Here is a 14,621-nt window from a genome sequence, read left to right as displayed (position 1 = left end):
ATTCAGTTCATAGCTATCATTCTTAGGCTTCTCTTTGTATATGATTTTGGTTTCCCTGATAACTTTAGGAGCTGGAACATTAGTCGCAATTTTTTCAGACTTCTTGGTGGCAGAATCCTTTTTTCAATTTTTGATTCCAGTTTGGTAGATGCAATCTTATCAGATAATGAATCTACCATTTTGGAGGTGCTTTCTATTTTATTCTGGATATCGTTTTTAGCCCCTTCAATATCTTTTATTCTGATGCTTGCTGAATCAAGTGCCTGGTTGGCAGCTTTACTGGCATGATCAATAGCATCTGATGCAGCAGAAGCTGTGCTATCTATAGTATTAGCAGCCTCTTCCATTTTAGATTGAGAAACTCCTCCTTTTTGACAAGCAATAAAAGTGGTTGATATAGCAACGAGTAATAGGTACTTTTTCATAACATTATTTTTTTGATGAAGTAAAATTAATCATGAAATATCGGAAGCATTTGTAAATGGAATGTATTCTGGTCGTAAAATGATAACTGTACTATTTTCAGGTGTTTGTATTTGTTTTACAAGAGATTTACAAAGTGTTTTTTACACCCAGCTTTAGAAACTTGCCATTCCACTTAAGAGGTATCAGGAAGAAAGATCTCAAATGAAGAGGTGATCATTCCCATCCTCTGAAGGGGGCATCAAAAAAAATCCGCAGAAAAATTTCTGCGGACATATCTTTAACTATTTAGGCGTTTCATTATTGATCTCTAAATTCACTGATAAAGTGAAGCTTCACATTCGGGAATTTCTCCTGAGTCATGTGAATCGTGAAAGAAGAATCTGCTAAAAATACCAATTGATTGTATTTATCTCTGGCAAGGAATCTTTGCTTTAATCTTGCAAACTCCTTAAATTCTTCAGATTTCTCGTCAGCTTCCACCCAACATGCTTTGTGCATGGATAAAGGCTCGTAAGTACATTTTGCACCGTATTCGTGTTCTAAACGGTATTGAATAACCTCATACTGAAGGGCTCCAACAGTTCCGATGATCTTTCTTCCGTTCATTTCCAGCGTAAATAGCTGAGCAACTCCTTCATCCATCAACTGATCAATACCTTTTGCCAATTGTTTAGCTTTAAGCGGATCGTTGTTGTTGATATAACGGAAATGCTCCGGAGAGAAACTTGGAATTCCTTTGAAGCTTAGTTTTTCACCACCGGTCAAAGTATCACCAATCCTGAAACTTCCCGTATCATGAAGACCTACAATATCCCCAGGGAAACTTTCCTCTACCACCTCTTTTTATCAGCAAAGAAAGCATTCGGAGAAGAGAACTTCATCTTTTTGCCTTCTCTTACCAATAGATAGTTTTCGTTTCTTTTGAAAGTTCCGGAAACAATCTTTACGAAGGCAAGTCTGTCTCTGTGCTTAGGGTCCATGTTAGCATGGATTTTGAAAATAAATCCTGTGAAAGTACTTTCTTCAGGCTTTACTAAACGGGTATCACTTTCTTTAGGTTGTGGCATCGGAGCAATATCGATGAATGCATTCAATAACTCACGAACTCCGAAATTATTCAAAGCAGAACCGAAGAATACGGGCTGCAGATCACCTTTCATATAATCCTCACGATTAAATTCCGGGTAAACAGACTGAATCAGATCAAGTTCTTCTCTTAAAGTAGCTGCTGCTTTTTCTCCAATAGCATCATCAATTGAAGTATCGTTAATATCATCAAACTTGATAGAATCTCCAACTTTCTGTTTTTTCTCTTCTAAGAACAGTTGGATATTGTTTTCCCAGATATTATAAATTCCCTGGAAGTCACTTCCCATACCAATTGGCAATGAAAGTGGGCAAACCGTTAGTCCTAGTTTCTGTTCCACTTCATCCAGAAGATCGAAGGCATCTTTACCTTCACGGTCAAGTTTGTTGATGAATACGAGCATCGGAATGTTTCTCATTCTACAAACCTGAACGAGTTTTTCAGTTTGTTCCTCAACTCCTTTAGCAACGTCAATCACAACAATTACTGAATCTACAGCCGTTAAAGTTCTGTATGTATCCTCAGCAAAGTCCTTGTGACCCGGTGTATCGAGAATGTTAATTTTATGGTCTCTATATTCAAATGCCAATACGGAAGTCGCTACCGAGATCCCTCTCTGTCTTTCGATTTCCATAAAGTCGGAAGTAGCTCCTTTTTTTATTTTGTTGGATTTTACCGCACCCGCTTCCTGAATTGCACCCCCGAAAAGAAGTAGTTTTTCTGTAAGGGTTGTTTTTCCGGCATCCGGGTGGGAAATGATCCCGAAGGTCTTTCTTTTTTGTATTTCTTTGATTAAGTCTGACATATCGTATTTTGAAGTTGCAAAAATCGTGATTTTTTGCGAGGTTTTCAAATTTAAATTAATACAATACTGATTAGAAGAGAAAGCAGGTGGATAAGATGGGTGGAGAATACTCAATAAAAAAGATAAAAGCAGTCTTGTAATTAATAATTATAGAGCCATTAGTGAAACTGAAATGTACTATAAAATTCACAATCGCAGCGAATTGATAACTAACAATTCAGAATTGCCATTCCCAATTATCAGAAAAGAATTCTTACTAATAACATAAGGACATAAATCAATCCTATACCAACAAGGATAAGAAATGCAGACATGATAAACTCAAACTTTCCATAATTTTTTGCTGGTGGGAAATCAGGAGTAAGATTATACTCTTTGATTGTTTTAGGGCTTATTTTTAGGTCGGGACGAAAACATTGGATACCCTTTAGAAACTGTCGGTACATTTCAATTTGATTGCTTAGGATGACGTATTCAAAATTGAAATCTATATTGGTCAATACATTTTCGCCGGCTTTATTTTTAAGATAAATTTTCAAATAGAATTTGGAATACCTTCCGGTAGTACAATACATATATGCATCATCATCAGAATTTATAGAGGACTGCAGTTCACTGTATAAAATGGTATTGATAATATTGCCCTGGTTGTTATAAAAAGTAACTCCTTCTTCATTGATAATGGCTTTTTTGATTTTTTCTTTTTTTCGATAGATCAATGTCATAATCAAGGCTATACAACAAAGTATAAGGAGAATGATACCAAAAACAAGAAGAAAAAAAGTCCCCGGATCATTTTCTAAATATTGGCTGAGATTCTTATATATATATTCAAAAATTGTTCCTATGACTATAATAATCATGATAATGACTATCCACATCATTCCTCTCAGAGAATAAGTAGCTGTTTTATTTACTTTAGAGACTACAGTCAGAAACTTTTCCTCCATATCAATTTTTTATTTTAAATAATAAAAATGAAATTCCAATAAGGAGGCAAGTAACAGCAATTGTTGCGAGAATAAGAAGCCATCCACCTAATGAAATCCCTTTACTTTTATTAACTTTCCAGGTATCCGGATCAATAGAAAAGGTTCTAAGAACCATAGAATCTATTTTTAAATCAGGACGGAATACTGAGATTCCATGCATAAAATGGGCATACAAAGTAAATTTATTCTTCACAACTTGAAGAGGAAGGTTCATATCAATACGTCTGGTTTCGTTCTCCTTTTTTTCAGACTTTAACGTTACTTCAAGCAAAGAAACAATGCTGCTTCTAACTGTTGTTACCGTATAAATGTCAAAATCTTGTTTGGAGGAACAAAGTTCTGTATACAATATCTGTTCTACGATTTCATTTTTTGAATTGTAAAATAAAATCCCGGAGCCATTAACTACAATTTTATGGGCTGCTTTTTTTCTTTTTATGATATAATACCAGATAACAGGAATCAATATCAACAATGAGATAGTCCAGCATACTAAAGCTGCTGAGAGCATGGAATCCCATCCTCTTTTATAAATCCCGTAAACAGGGCCAAGAACAAAAAGACAGAAAAAGAACAAAAGGATTCCAAAAAATGTGATCTGCAGAATGGAAGTAGCCCACCAGTTGATCTTAGATTCAACACTGGGGAAAGGAATTTCTGTATTTGTTTTTGTGATATCCATGGCAATGGGGCTAAATTAAGTATTTTCTTTTTTAGTTGCCTGTGGCATTCAAAAAAATTATCTTTGTTTCCATAAACTTTTACAGATAAAAAGAATGGAAAATAGCAGGTATCCGAAGTTTACTTTCACATGGCTGGGCGCTGTTACTTTAGTGGTGGGATTGTTTGTGGGAACGATGGCTGTGTCTTTATTCAGTACCTTTTGGAAAGTAGTTTTCAAGGAGAATCTGGAGTTGAAAGATTGGTTTCTGATGGTGGCTAATTCTGTAGGATTTGTTACATCCATAGCGTTCTTCGATTTTTTCATTGTGAGAAGAACGACTCAAAGGAAACTGAATTTTAATCTTTCTTCCGTTAATTTTTCTACTTATCTCCTTATTTTCCCGATGATGGCTGGGATGATGTTTATTTCAGAGTTTACCACCACACTGATCCCTACATCAGGACCCTTTTTCGGAGATTTCTATGAATACTTTACCCAGCTTATGAGCCAGTTAACCGATAATCCTGTAGTGATGATTATTATGACAGTGATTATGGCTCCTATTTTTGAAGAAATTATCTTCAGAGGAATTATTCAGAAAGGATTAATTAATAAAGGAGTAACACCTTGGAAAGCCATCTTGTATGCGTCCATTATTTTTGGGATTGTTCATGGAAATCCATGGCAGTTTATCAGTGCAGTAATGCTGGGATGTGTTTTAGGATTGGTATATCATAAAACCAAGTCTTTATTGATGCCCATATTGTTACATGCATTTAATAACCTAACGCTGTCTTTATTGGTGCTGTATGCTAAAGAGGAAAGTTTTGCAAAAGTTTTTAATGTTTCAGAATGGCTGATTTTGGCTGTAGGAATTGTAGTTTTTTCTTTGTTCTACTATCTTTTTATGAAGAAATACAAAGTACATTATGCCGAAATGTAATCAATAGCAGTTAAAAAGTAAAATTGAAAATGAATATAGAAATGGAATTATTGGTAGCTACGCACAACGAGCATAAAAAAGAAGAGATTCAGCAGATATTAGGAAATGAGTGTATCGTTAAAAGTCTTACAGATTATAATATTCACGAAGAAATTGTAGAGGATGGAGATTCTTTTCATGCCAATGCTTTGATCAAAGCTAAATACTGCTTTGAAAAAACTGGAGTTCCAAGTTTGGGAGATGACAGCGGACTTGTGGTAGAATCTTTAGACGGAAGACCTGGGATATTTTCTGCCCGCTATGCCGGAGATCATGATTTTGCTAAAAATATTGAAAAAGTGTTGGAAGAAATGCAGGGAATAGAAAACAGAAAAGCTTATTTCGTTACGGTTTTATGTTATTATGATGAAAATGGAGCCCAGTATTTTGAAGGAAGAGTTCACGGAAATCTATTAACAGAAAATAAAGGTTATAAAGGATTCGGATATGATCCAATCTTTGTTCCTGAAGGATATGACAGAACTTTTGCAGAAATGGAACCGGCAGATAAAAATAAGATCAGCCACCGTAAGCAGGCGTTAGATCTTTTTATGGACTTTTTAAAAGTAAAGTAATCAATACTACAGATAAAAAAGCCATTTTTCCTCTATGGGAAAATGGTTTTTTTTATGCATTTCCTGCTGAAATGTAAAGGGAAAATATATGTTTTAAAAATTCTGTCGTACATTTGTTACAAGAAACTATTGATTTGAGTACTTATTTAACAATATTAGGTTTTAATTCAGCAATTCCGACTATCAATACCTCACCCACGGCCCAGCTGCTGGAAATGGAAGAAAGGCTCTTCCTGATCGATTGTGGAGAAGGAACACAGGTGCAGCTGAGAAAAGCAAAAGCCAGATTTTCAAAAATCAACCATATTTTTATTTCTCATCTTCATGGAGACCATTGTTTTGGGCTTCCTGGTCTTATTGCCTCTTTTCGCCTTTTAGGAAGAGAAAACCCATTGCATGTCTATGGTCCGAAAGGAATCAAAAAGATGCTGGAAACTATTTTTCAGATTACAGAAACACACCGGGGTTTTGAGGTGGTGTATCATGAATTGGATAAAGATTATTCCGAAAAAATCTATGAAGACAATAGGGTAGAAGTGTATACAATTCCTCTGGATCACAGAATCTACTGTAATGGTTATCTTTTTAAAGAAAAACCAAAAGACAGGCATTTGAATATGAAGGAAATTGCAAAGTACAGTGAAATTGAAAGCTGTGACTATCACAACATAAAAGCAGGAAAAGATTTCGTACTAAGTGATGGTTATGTTCTAAAAAACGAAGTGTTGACTGTTGATCCGGTTCCATCAGTGTCTTATGCATTTTGCAGTGATACGCGCTATCTTGAAAGCGTAATTTCCATCATTAAGAATGCAACGGTTTTATATCATGAATCTACTTTCCTGCATGATCTTAAGGAAATGGCCGATTATACCGGACATACTACTGCGTTAGAGGCAGCAACCATTGCACAAAAAGCACAGGTTGGAAAGTTGATTTTAGGACATTTCTCTAACCGATATGCAGATTTGACTGTATTTACCGATGAAGCCAGAAACATTTTCCCTAATTCCTTCCTTCCAAAAGCTCTGGAAAGTGTAAAAATTTAAAAAATATGTTGAAGTTTGAAGAGCTTAGAAGCTTTCTGGATGAAAAAGCAGATCAATATAACGCTCCTGATTTTATAGAAAATGACCCGATACAGATTCCGCATCGTTTCTCATTAAAACAAGATATTGAAATTGCGGGATTTCTGGCAGCAACTATTTCCTGGGGGAACAGAAAATCAATCATTAATTCTGCCAATAAGATGCTGGATATTATGGGAAATTCACCCTATGATTTTGTGATGAATTATTCCGAAAAAGATTTGAAAGATATTCAGGATAAAAGTATTCACAGAACATTTAATGGAGAAGATTTTTCTTATTTTATTAAGCAGTTCAACAGAATTTATAAAGAAAATGAAAGCCTGGAAGCCTTGTTTAAAGTAAAAAAAACTGAAACCAATTTTCAGCATGCAATAGAACGTTTCAGAAGCGGTTTTCTGGAGACGGAAAAACATAGGACTCATAAACATATCAGTTCACCTTACAAGAATTCTTCAGCCAAAAGAATCATTATGTTTCTGAGATGGATGATACGTAAAGATAAACGCGGAGTAGACTTTGGAATCTGGAAAGATATTGATCAGAAATACCTGTCTATCCCTTTAGATGTGCATACCGGAAATATTTCAAGAAAATTGGGATTGCTGGAAAGAACGCAGAATGACTGGAAAACAGTGGAAGAATTGGATATAACCATCAGAAAATTTGATGCTGAAGATCCTGCAAAATATGACTTTGCCCTGTTTGGATTAGGAGTAACGAAAGAACTGTTGTAAAAAAAATAAAAGATGAAAAAATATAATGAAAAAACAGAAGTTCTTGAGAGAATAGCAGACAGTATTACCTCATGGATAGGATCTATTCAGTCTTTGATTGTACATACTCTGTTGTTTGTTACTTCGTTTTTGCTTCCCATGCTGAATATTGTTGACTTTGATAAGATGCTTCTGATCCTGACTACGGTCCTTTCGCTGGAAGCTATTTATCTTGCTATATTCATTCAGATGTCTGTGAATAAAAGTCACGAAAAGATTGAAGATATTCAGGAAGATATCGAAGAGATCAGTGAAGATATTGAAGACATTCAGGAAGATATTGAAGAAATCAGTGAGGACATCGAAGAGATTAGTGAGGATATCGAGGAAATTAATGAAGATATCGAAGATATCCAGGAAGACATTGAGGAAATCAATGAAGAGGAAGATGATGAAGATCACAATGAAAAGGCCAAAAATGTCATACTAAAAAGCAATGTAAGTTCAAACAAAAACGAAATTAAAGCGTTGAAGGATATTATTGCTCAGTTAAAAGACGAGATTGATCAATTAAAAAAAGAAGAATAAATAATCTTTGAAAAAAGTAAAAAAGTATATACAATTTGAAATTGATTGTCATCATCGAAGATGATCTCCTTTCGGTTAATGAATGGTATTTCGGCATAGCTAATGACAGCTATGTAAAAAAGTAGTATAAAATTCCAAATAGTATAAAGACAGGTCAAGATGCATTGATCTGTTTTTTTATGCTCGAATTTCTTATTATTTGCAATTAGTTTAAAAATAAAATGTATTTATTATTGATTTTTGTGGAAAAGTGAAGAATAAGTGTTTGAAATGCTGATTTGATATCGTTATTTTTGCTACATTTGAACAAAATCAAATAAAAATGTTGTATTATAGATTTAAACACTACTTTTTTCTTTTAACGTTTTTACTGACTTCTACTTCTGCATTCTCACAGGTGAGTCCTGATAGAAAGCAGACGAAAATAAAACCTACTGGAGCAAGTGCAAAAGCAGGGAACTTTATAGATGTAAATGTTCCGCCATATCCTGCTACAGGTTTTTTTCCGGAACAGTTGGTAAAAGACATCCTGATTAATGGGGGAAGTACCTGTACAACGGCAAATATTTCCAATGTTACAGTATCTCCTAACCATACAATATTTGACACCAATAGATTTTGGGGGTATTTTAACAGAGGAACAGCCAATTTTCCTTTTAAGGATGGGATTGTACTCACTACCGGCTATGCAAAAGATGCAGGGAATGCTTTTAATAGTGATATGAGTAAAGAACCGGCTGGTGCAGGGAGTGATCCTGATCTTGTGGCGGCTACTAATGCTACTGTAGAATTGAAAGATGCAGTCGCACTTGAATTTGATTTCGTTCCTAATTCTACTCAGGTAAGATTTAATTATATATTCGCTTCTGAAGAATATTCCGGTGGATATCCATGTACAGGTTTCTCAGATGCTTTTGCCCTTTTACTGAAAAAAAGTAGGTGATCCTACTTATACGAACTTAGCAGTATTACCTGGGAATGCCGGCCCTGTGAGTGCTACAAATATTGTTCCTAGTGGACCAGGATTTTCTTGCGGACCTATCAATGAAGCTTATTTTGGAGGGATTAATATGCCACACCTGGGAATCAATTATGCAGGGAGAACTATCCCTTTGACAGCTATTGCGACAGTAATTCCTGGAGAAACTTATCATTTCAAAATGGTTATAGCAGATGCTAAAGATCATAGCTTAGATTCTGCTGTTTTCCTGGAGGGAGGATCATTTGATATTGGAGTTAAAATTGTAGATGAAACCGGGGCAAACCTGCCATCTACTATTAATATGTGTGATAATGCACCTAAGACATTAAAAGCACAGCTGGAGCTGGTTCCGGGGATGACCTTTCAATGGTACAAAGATGGTGTTGTAATTCCAGGAGCAACTAATGTTGCGTATGTTGCCACTGAACCGGGAGTATATTCCATAAAAGTAATGGTGCCAGGAAGCCAGTGTCCGGGAGAAGCTAAAATTACCGTTATAGGAGGAACAAGTCCTACGGTACAGGATGCTGTCCTTAAGCTTTGTACAACACCTACGGTGACTACTTTTAATTTAGACGCTGCAAAACCTATGATTACGACTACACCAGGTGCTGTAGTTAGTTTTTATACTAAGCTTTCTGATGCACAGGCTCAAAATAATAATAATATTAAAAATACGACCAGTTATACCGGAAATGATGGGGATGTTTTACACGTTCTTGTTACTAACGGAGGATTTTGCAGCAGGATTGCTACTTTGACTTTGAATAAGGAAGCAACACCTACTGCCGGTCTTAATGTAGCAAAACTGAAAATATGTTTGGGAGAGTCTGTATTGATGACAGCGACCGGTGGAGTAACATATCAATGGAAAGATACAGCTTCTGTAACAGACGGAACAAGAACTGTGACTCCAACTAAAACAACAACCTATTCTGTATATGCCATCGGTGCACAAGGATGTAAGTCTCTGGTTCCGGCAGAAGTTACTGTAGAAGTAGTACCTGCTATTGTTTCTACATTGAAAGGCGGGCATATTTGTGAAGGGGACAGAATCACTTTAGATGCAGGTTCAGGTCCTTCATATACTTATGAATGGAGTACCGGTGAGACTACGCAGACTATTTCAGTTAATAAACCTGGAGAATATACGGTAACAATCAAGAATGGAGTTTGTTCTAAAGAATTTAAAACACAGGTTATTAAGGCTGTTGTTCCTGAAATTATCAAGGTTAATTATAACGATAGAGGAACCATGATTCTTACAGCAAGCAATCCTAGTAACGGGGTGTTGGAATATTCTGTAGATAATGGACTTACATGGCAGGCTTCCAATACATTTACAAACGTGCCTAAAAACGAAATAATTTCTATTCGTGTGAGGGTGAAGAATACAAGTTGTGTAGGATTCCTTGAGTATTTTACTTTTGTGATGAAAAATATAATTACCCCAAATGGAGATAATATCAATGATATTATTGATTTCAGAGGAATTGTAGGGTATAAAGGCTTTAGTGGCAGTATCTATGACCGCTACGGAAAAGAAGTTTTCAAAGCTGAGAGATTTAGACCTTATTGGGATGGTTACTTCCAGGGGAAACGATTACCATCTTCATCATATTGGTACCAGGTTACTTTTGAAGATCCTGCGAGCAAATTACCAACAGTGAAAACAGGTTGGATCCTTCTTAAGAATATAGAATAATTAAAATCATAATTGAAAGACTGGCTATTTTGTCAGTCTTTTTTTATGATATTAAAATAAATAAAGTTGATATTCTACGATTAATAAGTTTGAATTAGTAATAATGTAAATAATGTTAAATTGAATTTCAATCAAAAAAAATAGTATTTTTGTTTAAAATAATATAAAATGTTAAATAGGAGGAAAGGAAGTTTATTTTTAGTGTTATTTTTTGTTTTTATAGGAAGCTTTATTTTTGCCCAGAATAGAGTGGTAAAAAAAGCACCCTCTCAAAAAATACCGGTGCAGCGGCAAAAGCTGGTACTTTTATAAATATAAATACTTCTAATTATCCTGAGTCTTCTTACAGTATTACTCAGTTGGTGAAAGATGTTCTTATATCAGGCGGAGGATGTGCCAGTAATAACGTAAGCAATGTGGTAGTATACCCGAATTTACCACCCACAAATCAAAACCGAAGCTGGGGATACTTTAATAAAGGAACTACAAACTTTCCATTCAGTAAAGGAGTTATCCTTTCTACCGGATTTGCTAAAAATGCGGGAAATACTTTTATAGGTGATCTCAATGATGATTTGGGAACAGGAGGAGACAGCGATTTGGCTGCTGCTTTGAATATACCTAATGACAAGCTGGCTAATGCGACTTATATAGAATTTGATTTTATTGCCGTTTCTTCTGAAATAACTTTCAACTATTTATTTGCTTCGAAAGAATATCAGGATAATTTTCCGTGTAATATCACAGACGGTTTTGCTTTATTATTGAAGAAAGCAGGAGATCCTACTTATACCAATATGGCGGTGCTTCCAGGGGGAGCAGGGCCTGTAAGTGTAACGAACATTCGTCCGGCATATCCTAATTGCGGACCTAAAAACGAGATTTATTATGGCGGAACAAACACGGCTCAGATAGAAACCAATTTTAATGGGCGTACCATTCCTTTAACAGCAAAGGCAACGGTAATCCCTGGGCAGACTTATCATTTTAAAATGGTGCTGGCTGATTTTCAAGATCCTAATTATGATTCAGCCGTATTCTTAGATGCTGGATCATTTGATTTAGGAGTAAGCATTCTTGGGCCTGGTGGTGTGAAGCTGCCGAGCTCCGTGAATATGTGTGATAATACACCTCAGACTTTTACAGCTTCTGTTCAGGTTCCTAATGTAACCTATCAGTGGTTTTTAAATAATAGCCCTATTTCGGGGGCAACTAATGCCAGCTATACGGCAACACAACCGGGTGTATATAGTGTTAAGGTATATATACAAGGAAGTTCGTGTCCCGGAGAAGCAACAATCACTGTAGTGGGTGGAACTTCACCTACGGTGCAGAATGCTACATTAACAGCCTGTTATGTTACTGGAAATGCTACATTTAATTTACCTGTTGCGCAGCCTGCAATAAGTACAACAGCAGGAGCCACTTTTGCTTATTATACCACGTTGGCAGATGCAAATGCTGGAAATGCCAATACCATTCCTAATCCGGCAGCTCATCAAAGTGCAGGAGGTATAGTATATGTGAGAGTGAGTAACGGCTTCTGTGCTAAAGTGGCTGAGCTGACACTGGTGAAGGCCCCACAAATGACGGCATCTATTGTACCTCCTTCGGTATTGACTTGTGCTAACTCTCAAATTACACTAGATGCTTCTGCTTCAGTGTATCCAACAGGAGCAACATTTAATTGGACTACCACCGGAGGAAATATTGTTTCAGGAGGAACGACTTTAAATCCTATAATCAATGCACCTGGAACATATACATTAACAATATCACAAGTATATCAACCTGGAAATACTACTTGTACAACAGTTGCAACAGTAACGGTGACAGGAAATAGTGCACCGCCTAACCCGTCTCTTACAGCTCCTAAATTAAAAATTTGTAAAGGAGAGTCAATAATATTGACCGCTTCAGGAGGAGCAACTTACAATTGGGGAGGTGGACTTCCAGGAAACGGAAATACACAAACAGTTTCCCCTACTGTGACTACCACCTATTCTGTTACTGCTATTGGTGCTAACGGATGTGCTTCTGCTACACCGGCTACAATCACTATTGAGGTATCAGAGCCATTTACAGCTAAAGATGCCATTCTTCATAAGTGTTATCAACCAGGATTAACCTATAATCTTAAAGAATCAGAAGGGCAGATTACTACAGCTGCGGGAGTTACATTTACCTATTACGTAAATCAGGCTGATGCTAATGCTGGTAATGCTAGTTTTATTGCAGCCCCTACTTCCTATACCCCTATTTCAGCCAATCAGACGGTATATGTAAGAGTAAGCAATGGAGGATGTACTTATGTAGTGTCTCTGCAATTGTTGAGAACAGCAGAAATAACTTTAACCATTGCAGCCCCACAGACTATTACCTGTACAACTCCTCAGATTACACTTAATGCCTCGGCATCGGTAATCCCAGCAGGTTCTACTATTGTATGGACTACAGTTGGTGGAACTATTGTTTCAGGAGGTAATACTCTTACCCCTGTAGTAAATGCAGGGGGTACATACACATTAACTGTTACCAATGTATTTCAGCCCGGAAATCTGCAGTGTTCATATACTGCAACGGTAACGGTAGCTCAGGATACAGTGAAACCGGTAGCAGGACTTGTGTCATCCGAACCTCGTATATGTGAAGGAGAGTCAGTAACTCTGACGGCCTCTGGCGGGGTTACCTATGTTTGGGGGAATGGGCTTACAGGAACCGGAAATACCCAGACGGTATCTCCAACAAGTACTACCGTGTATACCGTAACAGCTATAGGAGCAAATGGATGTGCTTCTGCTACACCAGCAACTGTTACTGTGTTAGTAGGGCCTCCAATAGCAGGTGTTTCCGCGGATAAAGTGAAAATATGTGCTGGTGAGTCTGTTACTCTTACTGCTACAGGAGGAGTAACTTATAATTGGGTAGGTCTTACCGGAAACGGGGATACACAGGTAGTGACCCCTACAGTTACTACAGAGTATTCTGTATTTGCATTGGGAGGTAACGGATGCAGCTCCCTTGCTCCGGCTAAGATAAAAATTGAAGTAGTTCCTGCTATTGTTTCAACATTGGAAAATGTATATGTATGTGCAGGTGATGATGGAATTCTTGATGCAGGGCCAGGGCTTAATTATACCTATTTGTGGAGTACTGGAGCTACAACACAGACTATTACTACAAAAATTGCAGGAACTTATTCTGTGACCATTAGTAATGGAGTGTGTTCTAAAGTATTTACAGCACAGCTTATTAATCCTGATCTTCCTGAAATTACCAATGTTGTATATAATAAGGATATTTTGACACTTACGGCAAGTAATCCAACAGGAGGTGCTTTGGAATATTCTATCAATAATGGAGTAACCTGGCAGGAATCCAATGTATTCAATGGGGTTATGGAGAACACCATGTATCATTTAATGGTCAGAGTAAAGAATGCTAAATGTGGAACCTCTATAGATTATTTCACGTTTGTACTTAGTAATGCTATTACTCCTAATATGGATGGAATAAATGATACAATAGACTTTAGCGGTATCAGTGGATATAAAGATTTTGCAGCTTCTATTTTCGATAGATATGGAGCGGAAGTCTTTAAAGCATCAAAAGGAGATGTTGTATGGCGCGGGTCTTTAAAAGGAATTAATTTACCTACAGGGACCTATTGGTATAGAGTTCAGTGGGAGAATCCGGCAAACAAGAAATTGGAACAACGCTCAGGCTGGATTTTGCTAAAAAATAGAAATTAAAATTATTTAAATATAAAGTAAACAACAAAACTCTTCATTTCTGAAGAGTTTTGTTGTTTATAATCTTTTATGTTGTGGGTGTTTTTGAAATATTATTGAGTAAGAGAGAATTTTATAAATTGTATTTTGAATTTGTATTATCATTTTATTAAAAACATTTTAATTACTGGTAAATGTATATTGTTGGTTAAAATGTTATAGTTTTTTTATAAAAAATATAAATATGTGTATTGTATATTTAAAAAAATTAAATTTGTTG

General features: G+C 36.3%; 11 protein-coding genes and 1 pseudogene. 8 read left to right on the top strand and 4 right to left on the bottom strand.

Features of this window, described 5'->3' with window-relative positions:
- Nucleotides 1-2: 2 nt before the first annotated feature.
- From H5J24_RS14900 to H5J24_RS14885, 4 genes and pseudogenes are all read right to left on the bottom strand, one after another.
- Nucleotides 3-425, bottom strand: coding sequence for a hypothetical protein (locus H5J24_RS14900; protein WP_232815631.1), 423 nt, complete (start codon nt 423-425; stop codon nt 3-5).
- A gap of 298 nt (nt 426-723) precedes the next feature.
- Nucleotides 724-2,318 (bottom strand): annotated as a pseudogene (locus H5J24_RS14895) (peptide chain release factor 3).
- A 239-nt stretch (nt 2,319-2,557) separates the two neighbouring features.
- The gene (locus H5J24_RS14890; protein WP_068942308.1) at nt 2,558-3,268 is read right to left on the bottom strand and encodes a hypothetical protein; all 711 of its coding nucleotides are present in this window, start codon (nt 3,266-3,268) and stop codon (nt 2,558-2,560) included.
- A gap of 1 nt (nt 3,269) precedes the next feature.
- Complete coding sequence (locus tag H5J24_RS14885; RefSeq protein ID WP_068942311.1) at nt 3,270-3,992, bottom strand: hypothetical protein; 723 nt, start codon at nt 3,990-3,992, stop codon at nt 3,270-3,272.
- A 94-nt stretch (nt 3,993-4,086) separates the two neighbouring features.
- Here H5J24_RS14885 and H5J24_RS14880 point away from each other — a divergent pair, with 94 nt between their 5' ends.
- The 8 genes from H5J24_RS14880 (at nt 4,087) to H5J24_RS14845 (ending at nt 14,362) form a co-directional block, all read left to right on the top strand.
- Nucleotides 4,087-4,917, top strand: a complete 831-nt coding sequence (locus H5J24_RS14880; protein WP_082811131.1) for a CPBP family intramembrane glutamic endopeptidase — start codon at nt 4,087-4,089, stop codon at nt 4,915-4,917.
- Between the two features lie 29 nt (nt 4,918-4,946).
- On the top strand, nt 4,947-5,531 hold the full coding sequence (gene rdgB / locus H5J24_RS14875; protein WP_262920481.1) for an RdgB/HAM1 family non-canonical purine NTP pyrophosphatase: 585 nt from the start codon (nt 4,947-4,949) through the stop codon (nt 5,529-5,531).
- Nucleotides 5,532-5,665: 134 nt separating this feature from the next.
- On the top strand, nt 5,666-6,580 hold the full coding sequence (locus H5J24_RS14870; RefSeq protein WP_068945024.1) for a ribonuclease Z: 915 nt from the start codon (nt 5,666-5,668) through the stop codon (nt 6,578-6,580).
- Between the two features lie 5 nt (nt 6,581-6,585).
- Nucleotides 6,586-7,356: a TIGR02757 family protein gene (locus H5J24_RS14865; protein WP_068942313.1), complete on the top strand. Its 771-nt coding sequence runs from the start codon at nt 6,586-6,588 to the stop codon at nt 7,354-7,356.
- Nucleotides 7,357-7,368: 12 nt separating this feature from the next.
- Nucleotides 7,369-7,923, top strand: a complete 555-nt coding sequence (locus tag H5J24_RS14860; RefSeq protein ID WP_068942314.1) for a DUF1003 domain-containing protein — start codon at nt 7,369-7,371, stop codon at nt 7,921-7,923.
- Between the two features lie 322 nt (nt 7,924-8,245).
- On the top strand, nt 8,246-8,866 hold the full coding sequence (locus H5J24_RS14855; protein WP_283250724.1) for a choice-of-anchor L domain-containing protein: 621 nt from the start codon (nt 8,246-8,248) through the stop codon (nt 8,864-8,866).
- Between the two features lie 46 nt (nt 8,867-8,912).
- Nucleotides 8,913-10,610: a T9SS type B sorting domain-containing protein gene (locus H5J24_RS25665; protein WP_283250723.1), complete on the top strand. Its 1,698-nt coding sequence runs from the start codon at nt 8,913-8,915 to the stop codon at nt 10,608-10,610.
- Nucleotides 10,611-10,972: 362 nt separating this feature from the next.
- Complete coding sequence (locus H5J24_RS14845) at nt 10,973-14,362, top strand: choice-of-anchor L domain-containing protein (protein ID WP_232815630.1); 3,390 nt, start codon at nt 10,973-10,975, stop codon at nt 14,360-14,362.
- Nucleotides 14,363-14,621 lie beyond the last annotated feature (259 nt).

The organism is Chryseobacterium capnotolerans, assembly GCF_021278965.1.
Classification (GTDB): Bacteria; Bacteroidota; Bacteroidia; order Flavobacteriales; family Weeksellaceae; genus Chryseobacterium; species Chryseobacterium capnotolerans.
This window is presented reverse-complemented; position numbering and strand designations above follow the sequence as displayed.